Origin of the sequence: Stenotrophomonas sp. 59, assembly GCF_030291095.1 — a bacterium.
Lineage (GTDB): Bacteria > Pseudomonadota > Gammaproteobacteria > Xanthomonadales > Xanthomonadaceae > Stenotrophomonas > Stenotrophomonas maltophilia_Q.
This window is the reverse complement of record NZ_CP127408.1, coordinates 1,263,561-1,281,447: the sequence shown is the minus strand read 5'-3', so window position 1 is coordinate 1,281,447 and position 17,887 is coordinate 1,263,561. Positions and strand designations below refer to the sequence as shown.

Below are 17,887 nucleotides of genomic sequence, written 5' to 3'. Positions count from 1 at the left end.
GGACAGGAGCGGAATTGTACGCAGATCAGCGGGCGCGGGTCAAGTCAACCCCTGAACGGCCTGGGAAGCCCGGCCGGAACGGGGTCAGATCCCTTTTCACGTTGTGAAAAGGGATCTGACCCCTGCCTGTCGGCCTGTCTCAGAAGGTGAGACACCGGGCTGGCATTGTCGCCCATTGCCCCCATCTGGTCACCTCGGTAGGCTGACCGATTGCCGTTCCCTGCTGGCCCGGCACCCAGCCAACGCCCCCACAACCGGATCCCCCATGGCGATGGATTTCATCCGCATCCGCGGCGCGCGGACGCACAACCTGAAGAACCTCGACCTCGACCTGCCCCGCGACAAGCTGATCGTGATCACCGGCCTGTCCGGTTCGGGCAAGTCCTCGCTGGCGTTCGACACCATCTATGCAGAAGGCCAGCGCCGCTACGTCGAGTCGCTGTCGGCGTATGCACGCCAGTTCCTGAGCGTGATGGAAAAGCCGGACCTGGACCACATCGAGGGCCTGTCCCCGGCCATCTCGATCGAGCAGAAGTCGACCTCGCACAACCCGCGTTCGACGGTCGGCACGATCACCGAGATCTACGACTACCTGCGCCTGCTGTACGCCCGCGTCGGCACCCCGCGCTGCCCGGACCACGGCTATCCGCTGGAAGCGCAGACGGTCAGCCAGATGGTCGACCAGGTGCTGACCCTGGACCCGGAACAGCGCTACATGCTGCTGGCGCCGGTCATCCGCGACCGCAAGGGCGAACATGCACAGGTCTTCGACCAGCTGCGCGCGCAGGGCTTCGTGCGCGTGCGCGTGGACGGCGAGCTGCATGAAATCGATGCGGTGCCGCCGCTGGCGCTGCGCCAGAAGCACACCATCGAAGCGGTGATCGACCGCTTCCGCCCGCGCGAAGACATCAAGCAGCGCCTGGCCGAGAGCTTCGAGACCGCGCTGAAGCTGGGCGACGGCATGGCCTCGGTGCAGAGCCTGGACAACGCCGAAACCGCGCCGACGCTGTTCTCCTCCAAGTACTCCTGCCCGGTCTGCGATTACTCGCTGCCGGAACTGGAACCGCGCCTGTTCTCGTTCAACGCCCCGATGGGCGCCTGCCCTGGCTGCGATGGCCTGGGCATGGCCGAGTTCTTCGACCCCTCGCGCGTGGTGGTGCACCCCGAACTGTCGCTGGCCGCCGGCGCGGTGCGCGGCTGGGACCGCCGCAACGCCTACTACTTCCAGCTGATCGCCTCGCTGGCCAAGCACTACAGGTTCGACGTCGACGCGGCGTGGAACTCGCTGCCGGAGAACGTGCAGCAGGCCGTGCTGTACGGCAGCGGCGATGAAGCGATCACCTTCACCTACTTCACCGAAGCCGGTGGCCGCACCCAGCGCAAGCACCGCTTCGAGGGCATCATTCCCAACCTCGAACGCCGCTACAAGGAAACCGAGTCGCCGGCGGTGCGCGAGGAACTGTCCAAGTACATCAGCGAACAGCCGTGCCCGGAATGCCATGGCGCCCGCCTCAACAAGGCAGCACGCAACGTATTCGTCGCCGACCGCCCGCTGCCGGACCTGGTGGTGCTGCCGATCGACGAGGCGCTGAAGTTCTTCAGCGAACTGAGCCTGCCGGGCTGGCGTGGCGAAATCGCCTCGAAGATCGTCAAGGAAATCGGCGAACGCCTCGGCTTCCTGGTCGACGTGGGCCTGGATTACCTGACCCTGGAGCGCAAGGCCGACACCCTGTCCGGTGGCGAGGCACAGCGCATCCGCCTGGCCAGCCAGATCGGCGCCGGCCTGGTCGGCGTGATGTACGTGCTCGACGAGCCGTCCATCGGCCTGCACCAGCGCGACAACGAACGACTGCTCGGCACCCTCACCCGCCTGCGTGACCTGGGCAACACGGTGATCGTGGTCGAGCATGACGAGGATGCAATCCGCCTGGCCGACTATGTGCTGGACATCGGCCCGGGCGCGGGCGTGCATGGCGGCGAGATCGTCGGCCAGGGCACCCTGCAGGACATCCTGGAGGCACCACGTTCACTGACCGGCCAGTACCTGTCGGGCAAGCGCGCGATCGAGATTCCGGCGCGCCGGCACAAGCCGAACCCGAAGATGACCCTGCACCTGCGCGGGGCCAGCGGCAACAACCTGAAGGGCGTGGACCTGGCGATTCCGTCGGGCCTGCTGACCTGCGTGACCGGCGTGTCCGGCTCGGGCAAGTCGACCCTGATCAACGACACCCTGTTCTCGCTGGCCGCCAACGAAATCAATGGTTCCTCGCACCCGATCGCGCCGTACAAGGAGATCGATGGCCTGGACCTGTTCGACAAGGTGGTGGACATCGACCAGTCGCCGATCGGCCGCACCCCGCGCTCGAACCCGGCCACCTACACCGGCCTGTTCACCCCGCTGCGCGAGCTGTTCGCGCAGGTGCCCGAAGCGCGTGCGCGTGGTTATTCGCCGGGCCGTTTCAGCTTCAACGTGCGTGGTGGCCGCTGCGAGGCCTGCCAGGGCGATGGACTGATCAAGGTCGAGATGCACTTCCTGCCGGACGTGTACGTGCCGTGCGATGTCTGCCACGGCAAGCGCTACAACCGCGAGACGCTGGAGATCCTGTACAAGGGCTTCAACATCAACGACGTGCTGGAAATGACCGTCGAGGATGCGCTGAAGCTGTTCGAGCCGGTGCCATCGATCGCCCGCAAGCTGGAAACCCTGGTCGACGTCGGCCTGAGCTACATCAAGCTGGGCCAGAGCGCGACCACGCTGTCCGGTGGTGAAGCGCAGCGCGTGAAACTGTCCAAGGAGCTGTCGCGCCGCGATACCGGCCGTACCCTGTACATCCTCGACGAGCCGACCACCGGCCTGCACTTCCACGACATCGAAGCGCTGCTGGGCGTGCTGCACAAGCTGCGCGACGAAGGCAACACGGTGGTGGTGATCGAGCACAACCTGGACGTGATCAAGACCGCCGACTGGATCGTCGACCTGGGCCCGGAAGGCGGGCATCGTGGTGGCACCATCCTGGTGACCGGCACGCCGGAGGACGTGGCGGCCTGCCCGCAGTCGTACACCGGCCAGTTCCTTGCGCGCATGCTGCCCTCCACCAGCGCGCGTCCCGAGCAGCCGGCCGCCGTGGCCAACAAGCCCGACGCCCGCCCGCCGCGCAAGGTGAAGCCTGAGAAGGCCGCCAAGCCGGCGAAGAAGGCAGTGGCTGCCAAGAGCACCGGCAAGGCAAGCAAGACCACTACTGGCAGCAAGAAGAAGGACGCCTGATGAGCAGCGAACACAAGATCCTGGCCCGCATTCCGATCAGCGTGCGCTGGCGTGACATGGACAGCATGGGCCACGTGAACAACGCCAAGTACATCTCCTACCTGGAAGAAGCGCGCGTGCGCTGGATGCTGGGCGTGGACGGCGTCTCGATGACCGACCGCATCGCACCGGTGGTGGCTGCGACCAACGTCAACTACCGGCTGCCGATCGTGTGGCCCAACGACATCCTGGTCGAACTGTTCGTCGAGCGCCTGGGCAACAGCAGCGTGACCATCGGCCACCGCATCGTCGACCAGCAGGACGAGTCGAAGCTGTATTCGGACGGCAACGTGGTGGTGGTCTGGATGGATACCCAGACCGGCAAGAGCGCACCGCTGCCGGAGGCAATCCGCAGCGCGTCGAGCTGATCCGCTTCTGGTAGATGCCGACCTTGGTCGGCGTTTGGTCCGCCGGGCATGGCCCGGCGCTACCGTTGCAATTCAAAGGACTGACATGATCCACCAGACTGAACTGCGCGACCTGCTGCCCGGCATGATCCCCTTCCCCGCCGATGTCTTCCCTGCCGACCAGGCGTGGCTCGCGCAGCACCTGCTGCCGCTGCTGAAGATCGACCTTGGCGTACTGCGCCCGGAGCTGGCTGGCCAGGTGGCCACAATGCTGTGCCCGATCGAGCCGTATGACGGCTGCATCGGTGAAACCACCGAAGCGCACCACAACGATTTCACCGGCACCAACTGGATCGCCTTCGAACTGACTGCCGGCAACGAGATGCGCTTCCTCGGCAACGAGGGCTACTTCATCGGCGACCAGGTGGATGACAAGTACGCGCGCGAACACATCGCACAGATGCGCGAGAGCTATGCCAAGGCGCGTGACTACCATGCCGCCCATGGCCGCCTGGCCTGCTACTCGCGCTTCGGCAAGGGCGAACCCAGCGAGCGTGAATACCTGGATACGCTGGGTGGCCCGATCGGTTTCGGCAACTGGACCGAAACTGCAGAGATTCCCGCCGCCTTCGAGCTTGGCTTCACCGAGGCTGCCGATGACCCCGACGCCCCGGACGACGCCGAAACGGTGATCATCACCCGCAATGGCAACAAGTTCTTCGCCGTGGCTGACGTCGCTGGCTACAACTGGTGCGCCACCGGTGCCGATGCCATCGTGATGCTGTACGAACCGGTGAGCCGCACGGTGCTGTTCTCGTTCGACTGGACGTAGCATCCCGCCGGGCATGGCCCGGCGCTACCCAGGCATGACCGCCGGATCATCACCGGTAGCGCCGGGCCATGCCCGGCGAAACGGGCGACGCGTTACGGCGCAGCCTTGCGCACGGTCAACGTCGCGCTCGCTTCGCCCCCCCCTTCCAGCTGCAGCCGCAGCGGCACCGCCTGGCCTTCCTTCAACGCACCCTTGCCCTGCATCAGCATCAGGTGCAGGCCACCGGGCTTGAGCTCGGCACGCGCGCCGGCTGCCAGCGGCAGGCGCTCGATCGCGCGCATGCGGCTGACGCCATCGACAATCGTGGTCTCATGCAGCGACACATCATCGAAGCTGCTGCTGGTCGCACCGGTGATCGCCACCGCCTTGCCGCAGCCGTTGTGGATGACGCCGTAGCCAGCAGTCATCGGCATCGCCGGATTCGGTGGCAACCGCGCCCACCCCTGCTCCACCGTGACGCAGGCCGGTTCTGCGGCCGAGGCCGATGCTGCAGCCGCACACAGAACCAACAGTACGCCAACGAATGGTTTGGTTATCATCGCCCAGGTTCCTTCTTCGCAACGAGACCGCAGCATGACGACGCTCATCGAGGTGATCAACCATGGCCCCATCCGCGAACTGCGCCTGGCGCGGCCGCCGGTCAATGCCCTGGATACCGAACTGTGCCGGCAGTTGATCCACGCCATCGAGCTGGCCATGGCCGAAGACGCACACGGCATCGTGCTGTCAGGCAGCGAGCGCGTCTTCACCGGCGGCATGGACGTGCCGCACCTGCTCTCGCACGGCGATGACAAGCACAAGTTGTTGGACACCTGGAACGCCTTCTTTGGCGCCGTGCGCACGCTGGCCGAGAGCCGCATCCCGGTGGTCGCGGCGATCACCGGCCACGCCCCGGCTGGCGGCTGCGTGCTGGCCCTGTGCTGCGACTACCGGGTGATGGCGCGCAGCGCCGATCCGTCGCGCCCCTACGCCATTGGCCTGAACGAAGTGCAGGTCGGCCTGATCGCGCCGGAGGGCATCCAGCGCCTGCTGCGCCGTGCGGTGGGCGTGCACCGCGCCGGCGTGCTGCTGACCACCGGCTCGCTGGTGCCGGCCGAACAGGCGCTGCAGATCGGCCTGGTCGATGAACTGGCCGAAGGCGACCTGGTGGTGGCGCGCGCCATCGCCTGGCTGCAGAACCTGCTCAAGCAGCCGCGCCAGCCGATGCTGCTGACCCGCGCCATCGCCCGCGCCGACCTGCACGAAGCGCTGCACCCGGACCTGATCCAGCTGGACCGCTTCGTCGAGGCCTGGTTCGCCCCGGATGCACAGAATGCGCTGCAGGCCCTGGTGGCGCGGCTGGGCAAATAACGTTCGCCCGCGCCCGGGGTCAGATCCCTTTCGCATCGCGAAAGGGATCTGACCCCTGACCGGTATAATCAGGCCCTCTTTCCCTGTTGTGGCCGCCCCCTTGAACGACACGCCCGAACCCGTCGTCTCCGAGCTGATCGACCTGCTCACGCTGGAGCGGCTGGAGGACAACCTGTTCCGCGGGCAGAGCCGCGACATCGGCACCAAGTACGTGTTCGGCGGGCAGGTGCTGGGCCAGGCGCTGGCCGCGGCGCAGGCCACGGTCGACAACGGCCGCCACGTGCACTCGCTGCACGCCTATTTCCTGCGCGCCGGCAACATCGACCATCCCATCGTCTACGACGTGGACCGCACCCGCGATGGCGGCAGCTTCTCGGTGCGCCGGGTCACCGCGATCCAGCACGGCAAGGTGATCTTCTTCTGCGCGGCCTCGTTCCAGCAGGCGGAGACCGGCGCCGAGCACCAGCACAAGATGCCCGAAGTGCCACAGCCGGAAGACATCGAGCCGAACCGCCCGCTGCCGGCCGACGTGCTGGAACGGCTGCCGATCAAGGTGCAGCGCTGGCTGTCGCGCGGCGGCCCGTTCGAGTTCCGCCATGTCTACCCGCGCGACGAACTGAACCCGCCCAAGCGCCCGCCCTACCATCAGGTGTGGCTGCGCCTGAGCGAACCGGTTGGCGATGCGCCGGAGCTGCACCAGGCGCTGCTGGCCTACGCCTCCGACTTCCACCTGCTGGGCACGGCAACCTTCCCGCACGGCATCAGCTACTACCACCCGCACGTGCAGATGGCCTCGCTCGACCACGCCATCTGGTTCCACCGCCCGTTCCGCGCCGACGACTGGCTGCTGTATTCGCTGGACAGCCCCAGCGCGCAGGATTCGCGTGGCCTGGCCCGCGGCCAGTTCTTCACCCGCAACGGCGTGCTGGTGGCCAGCACCGCGCAGGAAGGCCTGATCCGCGTCGTTCCCGACCAGGCCGCGGCCGCCGCCGTGCCGGCCAAGGAGTAAATCCATGCGCCAGATCTTCAGCAGCCAGCGCGTGGAAACCGTCGAAGGCGTGGCCGAGCTCCTGCGCGAGCATGGCATCGACGTCAAGGTCACCAACGGGCGCTCGTACAAGACCCGCCGCCGCGGCCAGTTCAGCTATACCGACCTAGGCAACGCCAACGCCTACCCGGCGGTGTGGATCGTGCGCGCCGACGACCAGCCGCGCGCGCGTGAAATCCTGCGCGAGGCGCGCCTGCTCGACACCACCCGCCGCGACCATCCGACCGCCGAGTTCGCCTTCCGCGACGCCCCGGAAGCGGGCAGAGGCGGCCGCAGCTGGGCCTGGCGCATCCGCATCGCGCTGCTGGTGGTGATCGCCGGCGTGGCACTGGTGATCGGCCTGCGCCACCGCGGCGCCCCGGCGCCTGCGGCACCGGCCCCTGCCCCACAGGCGCAGCCGCAGCAGGCACAACCGGCTCCACAGGCCGCACCGGAAGAGGAAGAAGTGCGGGTCCGCATCCAGCCGTCCAAGTAAGGGGCGGTAGCGCCGGGCCATGCCCGGCGAGCGTCGCGGCCTGACAGCAACGCCGCCGGGCATGGCCCGGCGCTACCGGGAAGCCAACCGGTCACATTGGGCGCGCGGCTCCGTCTTGGGACACAATCCCAGCAGGAGAGCCGCCGCCATGACGACGTTCGCCGCATCGATCGACCAGACCCTGGAACGCGAACTGCCCGCCGCCGCCAGCGGTTGCCAGCACGCCTACGGGCGCATCGTTCTGGCCTGCCAGAACACGGTCACCGCCATCGCGCTGGCCATCACCCGCGACCGCCAGGCCAGCGAGGACATTGCCCAGGAAGCCTTCGTGAAGGGCTGGCAGCAGCTGCACCAGCTGCGCAGTTCGACCAGCTTCCTGCCCTGGCTGCGCCAGATCACCCGCAACCTGGCCCGCGACTGGCTGCGCGCGCAGCGTGGCCGGCCGCTGACCGGCGAGGCTGCCGAGGTGGCTCTCGGCATGGCCGCCGACCCGGCCCCGGGTGCCGCCGACCGCCTGCAGCGGGTGGAAGAAGAGATCGCCGCCGAGGACATCATTTCCGCCCTGCCTGCCGACAGCCGCGAAGTACTGCTGCTGTACTACCGCGAAGGCCAACGATCGCAGCAGGTGGCCGATCTGCTCGGGCTCAGCGACGCGGCGGTGCGCAAGCGCCTGTCACGCGCCCGCGCCTTGGTGCGTGACGGCCTGCTGCAGCGCTTCGGTGAGTTCGCCCGCAGCAGCGCACCGAGCGCCGCATTCGCCACCGCCGTGGTGTCAATGGTGCTGGTCGCGGCGCCGGGTACGGCCAGTGCCGCGATCCTGCTCGGAACCGGCGTGGGCGTCGGCGTGGGCGGCAGCAAGCTGGGCCTTGGCGGCGCCAGTGTTGCCGGAGGCACCGCGATGGGCTCGTTGACCGCCACGCTGGGCCAGCTGCATGTGTTGCCGGCCGAAAGCTGGGGTGCGGTCATCGGCGGCGTGGTCGGTGGCGCGATCGGCAGCTATCTGGGCGGGCGCTTCCTGATGTCGTACACCGAAACGGCGTCCGAGCGGACCGAGGTACGCCGCTTTCTCTATCTCAACATCATCACCGGCATGTTCTGGTGCCTGGTAATCCTGCTGGCAGTCATGCTGCAGGCGCCGGTCTGGGGGCAGTTGACGGTGCTGGCGGTAGGACTGGCCGTGGTCAACTACCAGTGCCTGGTGCCGCTGCAGCGCGTGATGGCGCCAATGATCACGCGCGATTCGGCCCGCCGCGGGCGAACCGGCATCAACTGGAAGTTCGAATCGATGTACGGCCGCACCGGCATCATCGCCATGAACCTGATGGTCATCGCGCTTGTGGTGTACTCGCTGATGCGCAGCGGCCGCCTGTAACGGACAACGCCGGCAGTGCGCCGGCGTTGTCGTCATTCACTGCGTTGAACCTCAGCGCTGCGGCTTCGGCGCAGCGCCGTCGCGCGGACCGCCATGACGCGGGCCGCCGTGCATCGGACCCTTGGCTGCGTCGAACTCGGCCTTGCTCAGCTGGCCATCCTTGTTGGTGTCGGCGGCAGCGAACCAGGCATCACGGCGCTGCTTCATGCGCAGCTCGCGGTCGGCCTTGTCGAGGTAGCCGTCCTTGTTGAGGTCGAGCTGGTCGAAGCGCGCGGCCAGGCGCGGATCGGCCTTGGCTTCCTCGCGGCTGATGCGCCCGTCCTTGTTGACGTCCAGCTTGGCCCAGCGCTCGCCGCCGTGGCCACGGCGACCATGCTGCCAGCGCGGCAGTTCATCGCGCGAAAGCTTGCCATCCTTGTTCTTGTCCAGCTCGTCGAACTTCGCGGCCAGGCGCGGGTTGGCGGCTGCCTCGCTGCGATCGATGACGCCGTCGCCGTTGGTGTCCAGCTTGGCCGGGCGCTGTGCCGGCACGGCCGGGGTGTCGGCCGCCAGCGCGATGCCGGAAGCGGAGGTGCCGAGCAGCAGGGCCAGCAGCAGGGGGGTACGGATCATGGGGTCACTCCTGGGAATGGGAATTGCGTCGGGGTGATCACTTCACCCTCGGGAGACAACAACGCCCGGGCGCGGCATCGGTTGACGCCGTGGCCGGTTCCATTCATCCGGCGGACAGTCGCCGCCACTGCGACGGCCTGGGGCTATGCTGTGCCCATGGCGATACACGGCGACAGAGACGACGAACTGCGGCTTTTCCAGACCGGCGAGCACCCCTGCGGGTACTGGTCGGACCGGGTGGCGCGCGACCTGGTGCTGGACCCGCACGACCGTCGCCTCGGCGGCCTGTACCCGCTGGCACTGAGCTGGGGCTTCCGCCGCAGTGGCGACCTGGTCTATCGCCCGCACTGTGCGCATTGCCAGGCCTGCGTGGCGGTACGCATTCCCGTGGCCCGCTTCGCCCCGGACCGCAGCCAGCGCCGCTGCGCCACCCGCAATGACGACCTGGAGGTGCGGATCACCGCCGCCACCGCCCGCGACGACCTGTTCGCGCTGTACCACCGTTATCTCACCCACCGCCACGCCAACGGCGGCATGGACGACCACGGGCCGCACGAGTTCGAGCAGTTCCTGATCGGCAGCTGGTCGCACACCCGTTTCATGGAGATGCGCCTGCCCGGCCACGACGGCCAGCCCAGCCAGTTGCTGGGGGTGGCGGTGACCGACGTCACCGAGCACGGCCTGTCGGCGGTCTACACCTTCTTCGACCCGGAGCACGCCGCGCGCGGGCTGGGCACCTTCGCGATCCTCCAGCAGATCGAATGGGCCCGCCGCGAGGGCCTGCCGCACGTGTACCTGGGCTACTGGATCCGCGGCCACCAGAAGATGGACTACAAGCGCCGCTTCCATCCGCTGGAGGCCTACGACGGCCGCCGCTGGCACGATTTCGACAACGAACTGGACGGGCGCTGACAAACCGCTGACACCGGGCCGGGTGCAGAATAGGGGGATGAACGCCAAACCCCTGATCTTCGCCCTGGCCCTGCTCTGCGGCGCCACCGCCCCCGCCTTCGCCAAGTCCCCCGCGATGACCGAAAAGCCGTCCACTGCGCTGCGCCTGGCCACCTACAACACTTCGCTGTACTCCGACGACGCCGGTGGCCTGATCAAGGAGCTGGAAGGCGACAGCGAGCACGCGCGCAAGATCGCCGCGGTACTGCAGCAGGTGCGCCCGGACCTGGTGCTGCTGAACGAGTTCGACTTCGACGACGCCCACCGCGCCGCCGAGCTGTTCCAGAAACGCTACCTGGAAGTGGCCCAGCCCGGCGGCGGCAAGCCGCTGCACTTCGCCTACCGCTACCTGGCCCCGGTCAACACCGGCGTGCCGAGCGGCCTGGACCTGGACAACAACGGCGTGGTCGGCGGCGAAGGCCGCAGCCGCGGCAACGATGCGTGGGGCTACGGCCTGCATCCCGGCCAGTACGGCATGCTGGTGCTGTCGCGCTATCCGATCGACGAAGCCAAGGTGCGCAGCTTCCAGCTGCTGAAGTGGAGCGCGATGCCCGGTGCGATCCGTCCGGTCGATCCGCGCACCGGCCAGAGCTTCTACAACGACCACGTGTGGTCGCAGCTGCGCCTGTCGTCGAAGTCGCATTGGGACGTGCCGGTGAAGACTCCGGCCGGCGTGGTGCACGCACTGGTCTCGCACCCGACCCCGCCGGTGTTCGACGGCCCGGAGAAGCGCAATGCCGCGCGCAACCACGACGAACTGCGCCTGTGGCAGGAATACCTGTCCAAGGGTGACAAGCCGTGGCTGTGCGACGACAAGGGCCGGTGCGGTGGCCTGGCGCAGGACGCGCGCTTCGTGATCCTGGGCGACCTCAACAACGACCCGGTCGATGGCGATGGGCGCCATGAGGCGATCGTCGAACTGATCGAGAACGCCCGCGTGCTGCGCTACCCCACCCCGCGCAGCATCGGCGGCGAGCAGACCAGCCTGGCCTATGCGGCCAAGGGCATCGAGCGCAAGGGCGCGCCGTTCCATGCCACCGGCGATTTCGGCCCGAAATCCGGCACCATGCGCCTGGACTACGTGCTGCCCTCGACCGGTTTCGAATACGTGGGCAGCGGCATCTTCTGGCCGGCCAATGAAAGCCCGGAAGCGAAGATCGCCGACGGCAGCGACCACCACCTGGTGTGGGTGGATGTGAAGCCGTAAGGCAGATTGCTCTGTAGAGCCGAGCCCACGCTCGGCTCCCGCGCGCGGCGCGGATTGAAAAGCAGCCGAGCGCGGGCTCGGCTCTACAGTAGATTCGCGCAGCGCAGGGAAAGCCGCCGGGCGTGGCCCGGCGCTACCGTCTTACGGACGCAGTTCGACGCCGATGGCGTCGCCAGCCTCACGCGCGATGGCACGCGCTTCATCGATGGTTTCGGCGCGCGCCAGGGTCACGCCAACGCGGCGGTGGCCGTGCACGCTCGGCTTGCCGAACAGGCGCACCGCGGTATCCGGCACCTGCAGCGCAGCGGCGACGTTGTTGAAGTACGGCACGCCCTCGCCGTGCGCCAGCAGTGCGCACGAGGCCGACGGACCGCTCTGGCGGATCAGCGGGATCGGCAGGCCGAGGATGGCGCGCGCATGCAGCGCGAACTCACTCAGCTCCTGCGACACAAGCGTCACCAGGCCGGTATCGTGCGGGCGCGGCGACACTTCGCTGAACCACACTTCGTCGCCCTTCACGAACAACTCGACGCCGAACAGGCCCCAGCCACCGAGGTCGTCGGTGATCGCGCGCGAGATCTCTTCGGCACGCGCCAGCGCCTTGTCCGACATCGGCTGCGGCTGCCAGCTTTCGCGGTAGTCACCATCCTTCTGCAGGTGGCCGATCGGTGCGCAGAACGAGGTGCCGCCGGCATGGCGCACGGTCAACAGGGTGATCTCGTAGTCGAAATCGATGAAACCTTCGACGATGCAGCGGCCGGCACCGGCACGGCCACCGGTCTGCGCGTAGTCCCAGGCCGGCGCGATGTCCGCCTCGCTGCGCAGCGTGCTCTGGCCCTTGCCCGAGGACGACATCACCGGCTTGACCACGCACGGCAGGCCGATGGCGGCCACCGCGGCGCGGTACTCGGCCTCGGTATCGACGAAGCGGTACGGCGAGGTCGGCAGGCCCAGGGTCTCGGCGGCGAGGCGGCGGATGCCCTCGCGGTCCATCGTCAGGCGCGCGGCGCGTGCGGTCGGGATCACCCGCAGGCCTTGTTCCTGCTCCAGCTGGACCAGGGTCTCGGTGTGGATGGCCTCGATCTCCGGCACCACCAGGTGCGGCTGTTCCTGGGCGATCAGCGCGCGCAGGGCCATCGCGTCCAGCATGTCGATCACGTGCGAGCGGTGCGCGACCTGCATCGCCGGCGCGTCGGCGTAACGGTCGGCGGCGATCACTTCCACGCCCAGCCGCTGCAGCTCTATGGCCACCTCCTTGCCGAGCTCGCCCGAGCCCAGCAGCAGCACGCGGGTGGCGGAGGGGGACAACGGAGTTCCAAGCTTGGCCATGGCGGTTCCAGCAGCGATGTGAAGGCGGGTGGGCATTCTAGCTGGCCGCCCCCCAGCCACGGCATCCGACGAACGGTAGTCGACAAGTGATATCACTTTGATATCTTCACTCTGAACCCTCAAGGACGTACCGCCATGAAAGAGAAGTCGCTTGCCTCCCTCAACGGCCTCGGCACCCTGGCCGGATCCCTGCTGGCCGCGCTGGCCGGCGGCGCGCTGTTCGTGCTGGGGGTGGCGGCCAAGGCCAGCACCGGCTCGCCCAACCTGCTGCTGATGCTGGCCGGCGTGCTGGTGGTCGCTGCCGCGGTCTTCATCCTGGCCGGCCTGTACACCATCCAGCCCAACCAGGCGGCGGTGCTGAGCCTGTTCGGCAAGTACGTCGGCACCGTCAAGGACAACGGCCTGCGCTGGAACAACCCCTTCTACGCCAAGCGCCGGGTGAGCCAGCGCGTGCGCAACTTCGAGAGCGGCAAGCTGAAGGTCAACGAGCTGGACGGCAGCCCGATCGAGATCGCCGCAGTGATCGTCTGGCAGGTGGTCGACGCCTCCGAAGCGGTCTACAACGTGGACGACTACGAGAGCTTCGTGCACATCCAGTCCGAATCCGCGCTGCGTGCGATGGCGACCAGCTATCCCTACGACCAGCACGAGGACGGCCAGCTGGCCCTGCGCAGCCACGCCAGCGAGATCTCCCAGCACCTGAAGAACGAGCTGGCCGAGCGCCTGGCCGATGCGGGTGTGCAGGTGATCGACGCACGCATCAGCCACCTCGCCTACGCCGCTGAAATTGCCCAGGCCATGCTGCAGCGCCAGCAGGCCAACGCGGTGATCGCTGCACGCACGCGCATCGTGGCTGGTGCCGTCGGCATGGTCGAAATGGCCCTGGCCGAACTGCAGAAGAACGGCGTGGTTGAGCTGGACGAGGAACGCAAGGCGCACATGGTCAGCAACCTGCTGACCGTGCTGTGCTCGGACCGCGGCACCCAGCCGATCGTCAACGCCGGTTCGCTGTACTGAACCACCCTCGCAACGGGGCGCCCCACCGCCCCGCCAGGAGTTTTCATGAGTGAGAAGAAAGCCTATCCGCTGCGCATCAACGCCGAGGTCCTGGCCGCGGCGCAGCGCTGGGCCGACGACGAGCTGCGCAGCCTCAACGCGCAGATTGAATACGTGCTGCGCGACGCACTGCGCAAGGCAGGACGCCTGCCAAAACCCACGCCATCGCCGGAGGACAAGGAATGAGCACGCGCTGGAGTTACCAGACGATCGAAGTGAAGACCACGATGATGGGCGTCCTGAAGGCCGAGGACATCCAGAGTGAACTGACCCGCCAGGGCCAGCTGGGCTGGGAACTGGTCAACATCATCATTCCGGCGCCGATGCGCCCGGCCATGCTGGTCTTCAAGAAGGAACAGTAGCCATGTCGCGCCATCGCAGATTGCTCATGCTGTCACTGGCCCTGCTGAGCTGCCCGGCGATCGCCGCCGAACCGCAGCAGATCGCCAACCGCCTGCTCGATCACCTGCAGGCCGGGCGCGTAGCCGAAGCGGAAGCGATGTTCACGCCGCAGATGGCCCAGGCCGTGCCCGCCGAGAAGCTGGGCGCCTTGTGGAACTCATTGGGCACACTGCAGGATCGCGGCGCCGTCCAGGTGAATACACGACAGGACATGACGCTGGTGGTGGTGCCACTGAAGTTCGCCAGCGGCCGCGTCAATGCGCAGGTGGCGGTGGATGCACAGGACAAGGTGGCCGGCCTGATGCTGCGGCCCGCTGCGGCCGACAAGGCACCACCGCCGCCGGCCGATGCCACCTACAGCGAAGTGGATTTCAGCGTGCCGCAGGCGCGCGGCGCCCTGCCCGGCACCCTGGCACTGCCGAAGGGAAAAGGCCCTTTCCCGGCGGTGGTGCTGGTGCATGGTTCGGGTCCGCAGGACCGCGATGAGACGATCGGTGGCAGTCGCCCGTTCCTGGATGTTGCCCGCGGCCTGGCCGCCCAGGGCATCGCCGTGCTGCGCTATGACAAGCGCACCCTCGCCCGCCCGCAGGATTTCGCCAACGACCACTTCACCGTCGATGACGAAACCACGCTGGATGCCGAGGCCGCGCTGGCCAGCCTGGCTGCGGCCCCGCACATCGACCGCAAGCGAGTGTTCGTGATGGGGCACAGCCAGGGCGGCATGCTCGCCCCGCGCATCGCCACTCGCTGGCCACAGGCACGCGGCGCGATCCTGTGGGCTGCGCCCGCACGCACGCTGCTGGAACTGTTGCCGGAACAGAACCGCTACCTGATGGCACTGGACGGCAGCATCAGCGCACCGGAACAGGCCTTCCTCGACCGTCTTGACGCGCAGATCGCGGCGGCGCGCAGTGATGCACCGGCGCCAGCGAGCGAACTGCCACTGGGCGTTCCGCAGTCGTTCTGGAAGAGCGTGGAGGCGGTCAACGCACGTGCCGATGCACAGGCCCTGCACAAACCACTGCTGATGCTGCACGGCGGCCGCGATTTCCAGGTACCCGATGCCGACTGGGCGCTCTGGCAGAAGGCGCTGGCCGGCCGCAGCGATGTGCAATGGCGCGCGTATCCGGCACTCAACCACATCGGCATTGCCGGCAGCGGTCCCAGCTCGCTGCAGGAATATGCACAACCGGGCCATGTCGATACAACGCTGATCGATGATGTGGCCACCTGGATCAAGGCGCAGCGATGAGCGGCAGCGATCCGAAACGCTTCGATGTGGCGGAGAGCTCGCCGTTCCGCGTGCTCTGGGTGGTGCTGCCCCTGCTGCTGGCCTTCGCCATCAGCGTCTACGCGCAGCTGCACACCACCCGGGCCGACGCACCGTGGATGGAGGTGACCCTGTCGCCGCCGTGGTTCCGCATGGGCGGCAGCGCGGCATGGAGCCTGGTGGTGATTGCCGTGCTCGGCATCGGGCTGGGCCTGGCCTTCTTCAGGCGCCGGGTTGAGTTCGATGGCGACATGCTGGACGTGCGTTCAACGATGTACCGGCGGCGGGTGCCGGTGGCGCAGCTGCGCCTGGACCAGGCCGAGGTGGTCGACCTCGGCCACGATCGCCGCTATGGCATCCGTTTCAAGACCAATGGCTATTCGATGCCGGGCTTCCATTCCGGCCATTTCCGCCTGCAGGGCGGTGGCAAGGGTTTTGCGCTGGTCACCGACCGCAGCCGCGTCCTGGTGCTGCCGGTACGCGATGGCAGCACCCTGCTGCTCAGCCTGGACCGGCCACAGGCGCTGCTGGAGGCACTGCGCAAGGTGGCCGCACCGGCACCGCAGCAGTAAGCTGAGGCGATGCAACGACGCCCGCCCCTGCTGATCAATACCGAAGCCATCGAGCTGTGGCCCGCCGATCTGCTGCGCGCACGCAGCAATCCGGATGCACGCCTGCTGTCGCAGGCGCAATGGGTGCTGCGGCGCAAGCGTGATGGCCGTTACCTGGCTGCGGTGCTGGCGCGCGGCGTCCATTCGCTGGTGCCGCGCCTGCCGCGCGAACCCGGCGTCGAGGAGGCCCTGGCGTTGCTGGACGCGCCGCTGGCACGGCCGCTCGGCACCTCACTGGAAGAACAATGGCTGCCGCTGGCTGGACTGCAGCAGCGCCTGCAGCAGCTTGGCCTGGATGCACAGCGCTACGCCGACGACAGCGGGCTGCCGCTCGAGCCTGAGCCCTGCCTGCTGCACTTCGCAGGCCGTGATCGTTTCGCCCGCCCGCTGTGGCTGCGTCGCGGCGCCGCACAGGGCTGGCGCCGCATGCGCCTGCACGCAGCGCAGGATGGCATCGCACTGGACGCCATCTCCGGTTTCCGCAGCCATGCCTACCAGCTGGGAATCTTCGAGCGGAAGCTGGCACGCGGACTGGGCGTGGCGGAGATCCTGAAGGTCAATGCAGCGCCGGGCTTCAGCGAACACCACAGCGGCCATGCGCTGGATATCGGCACACCCGGGGACGCGCCCGCCGAGGAAGCGTTCGAAGCGACCGAGGCATTCGCTTGGCTGCAGGCCCATGCCGGTGAACACGGCTTCCAGCTGAGCTACCCGCGCGACAACCCGCACGGCATCGTCTACGAACCGTGGCACTGGTGCTGGAAGCCGGCCAACGGCTGAGCCCCTCGTGGCGGCTGCACGGCGAAATTCATGGAGCTGTCCGGGCGGGTAGGCTGGACAGGGGACGCCGTGAATCCGTCCTTGGAGGCTTAGCCGCGCCATCCATGGCGCGGATACCCCTGCCCAGCCCACCCGCCCGGCCTCTGACAGTTTCCGCGTGCGTCCGCCACGGGATGGAACAAGAGAGCAAAGACAAAAGCGGGTCGCTTCGCTCGAAGCCTCTATGACGGATCAGCGCGCGGCTGCTGGGTCCGCCTTCAAGCGAGCCGAGCACCGCAGGTCCGGCGAGGGCGAAGAGGTGCTTGCGATTCTGTAGAGCCGAGCCATGCTCGGCTGCTCTCCGCACCGTCCCTCGACGGGCCAAGGAGCGCAGGGGACCGGTGCGCAGCACCGGCTCGCGGTCGGCGGCGCGTTTCTTTTGGTTACTTTTCTTCTCGCGCGAAAAGAAAAGTAACGCCCATGAACCATCACGATCGCATCGGCATGGATCGGAGCGACAGCCCTGCGACCCTCACCGCCTCAACGCATTGATCGCCAGCAACACCCATCCGGCCATCATGCTGGTGCCACCGATCGGCGCCATCCGCGTCGGCCACTGCCACAGCGCGCCGCCCACCAGGCTGCCGGAGAACAGCAGCACGCCCAGCAGCAGCACGTACAGCGCCAGGTGCGCGATCGCGCCCTGCGCGCGCGGCCCGAGCGCCACCAGCACCGCACCGTGTGCGAACGCATACAGCGCCGCCATGTTCAGATGCTGCTGCGCCTGCGGGTCGGCCACACCGTGCGATGCGTAGGCGGACAGACCGATCGAGGCGGCCGCCAGCAGCGCGCCAAGACAGGCCAGCAGGGAAGGCTTACGTGCGCGACGTTCCAGGTTGAACATGAGGGCTCCTTGCGCAGCGCCCCTTTCCGGGCGCCAGATCAAAAAAAACGCGCCGCAA

The 17,887-nt window shown here is 67.7% G+C and carries 19 protein-coding genes; 15 read left to right on the top strand and 4 right to left on the bottom strand.

The window, feature by feature from the left end:
* Positions 1-265 precede the first annotated feature (265 nt).
* The 3 genes from uvrA to QP552_RS05860 all read left to right on the top strand — a co-directional run bounded on the left by uvrA (position 266) and on the right by QP552_RS05860 (position 4,483).
* A complete protein-coding gene (gene uvrA, locus QP552_RS05870; protein ID WP_111112961.1) occupies positions 266-3,265 on the top strand; it encodes an excinuclease ABC subunit UvrA in 3,000 nt (999 codons plus the stop codon).
* Entirely contained in the window at positions 3,265-3,672 is a 408-nt protein-coding gene (locus QP552_RS05865; protein WP_049443720.1) for a thioesterase family protein, read from the top strand. Before uvrA ends, QP552_RS05865 begins: the two co-directional genes overlap by 1 nt.
* 85 nt (positions 3,673-3,757) lie before the next feature.
* A complete protein-coding gene (locus QP552_RS05860) occupies positions 3,758-4,483 on the top strand; it encodes an enolase (RefSeq protein WP_111112962.1) in 726 nt (241 codons plus the stop codon).
* A gap of 92 nt (positions 4,484-4,575) precedes the next feature.
* Here QP552_RS05860 and QP552_RS05855 read toward each other — a convergent pair whose 3' ends face one another.
* Entirely contained in the window at positions 4,576-5,022 is a 447-nt protein-coding gene (locus QP552_RS05855) for a copper chaperone PCu(A)C (RefSeq protein WP_111112963.1), read from the bottom strand.
* A 34-nt stretch (positions 5,023-5,056) separates the two neighbouring features.
* Here QP552_RS05855 and QP552_RS05850 point away from each other — a divergent pair, with 34 nt between their 5' ends.
* The 4 genes from QP552_RS05850 to QP552_RS05835 all read left to right on the top strand — a co-directional run bounded on the left by QP552_RS05850 (position 5,057) and on the right by QP552_RS05835 (position 8,728).
* Positions 5,057-5,833 carry an enoyl-CoA hydratase/isomerase family protein gene (locus QP552_RS05850; protein WP_012479449.1) on the top strand — a complete coding sequence of 259 codons (777 nt, stop codon included), beginning with the start codon at positions 5,057-5,059 and terminating at the stop codon, positions 5,831-5,833.
* Between the two features lie 100 nt (positions 5,834-5,933).
* Positions 5,934-6,842: an acyl-CoA thioesterase II gene (gene tesB / locus QP552_RS05845; protein ID WP_111112964.1), complete on the top strand. Its 909-nt coding sequence runs from the start codon at positions 5,934-5,936 to the stop codon at positions 6,840-6,842.
* 4 nt (positions 6,843-6,846) lie between these two features.
* Positions 6,847-7,356 carry a pathogenicity-like protein gene (locus QP552_RS05840; RefSeq protein WP_286075295.1) on the top strand — a complete coding sequence of 170 codons (510 nt, stop codon included), beginning with the start codon at positions 6,847-6,849 and terminating at the stop codon, positions 7,354-7,356.
* Between the two features lie 148 nt (positions 7,357-7,504).
* Entirely contained in the window at positions 7,505-8,728 is a 1,224-nt protein-coding gene (locus QP552_RS05835; protein WP_286075294.1) for a sigma-70 family RNA polymerase sigma factor, read from the top strand.
* Between the two features lie 51 nt (positions 8,729-8,779).
* Here QP552_RS05835 and QP552_RS05830 read toward each other — a convergent pair whose 3' ends face one another.
* A complete protein-coding gene (locus tag QP552_RS05830) occupies positions 8,780-9,340 on the bottom strand; it encodes an EF-hand domain-containing protein (RefSeq protein ID WP_286075293.1) in 561 nt (186 codons plus the stop codon).
* 156 nt (positions 9,341-9,496) lie between these two features.
* Here QP552_RS05830 and QP552_RS05825 point away from each other — a divergent pair, with 156 nt between their 5' ends.
* Entirely contained in the window at positions 9,497-10,252 is a 756-nt protein-coding gene (locus tag QP552_RS05825) for an arginyltransferase (RefSeq protein WP_286075292.1), read from the top strand.
* A 37-nt stretch (positions 10,253-10,289) separates the two neighbouring features.
* Positions 10,290-11,498, top strand: coding sequence for an endonuclease/exonuclease/phosphatase family protein (locus QP552_RS05820; protein ID WP_286075291.1), 1,209 nt, complete (start codon positions 10,290-10,292; stop codon positions 11,496-11,498).
* A gap of 141 nt (positions 11,499-11,639) precedes the next feature.
* On the opposite strand, the gene purT is transcribed toward QP552_RS05820, so the two are convergent.
* Positions 11,640-12,827 carry a formate-dependent phosphoribosylglycinamide formyltransferase gene (gene purT, locus QP552_RS05815; RefSeq protein WP_111112969.1) on the bottom strand — a complete coding sequence of 396 codons (1,188 nt, stop codon included), beginning with the start codon at positions 12,825-12,827 and terminating at the stop codon, positions 11,640-11,642.
* 135 nt (positions 12,828-12,962) lie between these two features.
* Here purT and QP552_RS05810 point away from each other — a divergent pair, with 135 nt between their 5' ends.
* The 6 genes from QP552_RS05810 to QP552_RS05785 are packed head-to-tail and all read left to right on the top strand — an operon-like array spanning position 12,963 to position 16,946.
* Positions 12,963-13,844 carry an SPFH domain-containing protein gene (locus tag QP552_RS05810; RefSeq protein WP_019659308.1) on the top strand — a complete coding sequence of 294 codons (882 nt, stop codon included), beginning with the start codon at positions 12,963-12,965 and terminating at the stop codon, positions 13,842-13,844.
* A gap of 45 nt (positions 13,845-13,889) precedes the next feature.
* On the top strand, positions 13,890-14,069 hold the full coding sequence (locus QP552_RS05805; protein ID WP_005408543.1) for a hypothetical protein: 180 nt from the start codon (positions 13,890-13,892) through the stop codon (positions 14,067-14,069).
* Positions 14,066-14,245, top strand: coding sequence for a DUF4177 domain-containing protein (locus QP552_RS05800; protein ID WP_106549423.1), 180 nt, complete (start codon positions 14,066-14,068; stop codon positions 14,243-14,245). Before QP552_RS05805 ends, QP552_RS05800 begins: the two co-directional genes overlap by 4 nt.
* Positions 14,246-14,247: 2 nt before the next feature.
* Positions 14,248-15,537 carry an alpha/beta fold hydrolase gene (locus tag QP552_RS05795; RefSeq protein ID WP_258394054.1) on the top strand — a complete coding sequence of 430 codons (1,290 nt, stop codon included), beginning with the start codon at positions 14,248-14,250 and terminating at the stop codon, positions 15,535-15,537.
* Positions 15,534-16,127, top strand: coding sequence for a PH domain-containing protein (locus tag QP552_RS05790; protein ID WP_106549422.1), 594 nt, complete (start codon positions 15,534-15,536; stop codon positions 16,125-16,127). Before QP552_RS05795 ends, QP552_RS05790 begins: the two co-directional genes overlap by 4 nt.
* Positions 16,128-16,136: 9 nt before the next feature.
* Positions 16,137-16,946, top strand: a complete 810-nt coding sequence (locus QP552_RS05785) for a M15 family metallopeptidase (RefSeq protein ID WP_111112970.1) — start codon at positions 16,137-16,139, stop codon at positions 16,944-16,946.
* Between the two features lie 511 nt (positions 16,947-17,457).
* Here the strand turns inward: QP552_RS05785 and QP552_RS05780 are convergent.
* On the bottom strand, positions 17,458-17,829 hold the full coding sequence (locus QP552_RS05780; protein WP_286075290.1) for a DUF423 domain-containing protein: 372 nt from the start codon (positions 17,827-17,829) through the stop codon (positions 17,458-17,460).
* Positions 17,830-17,887: the final 58 nt, after the last annotated feature.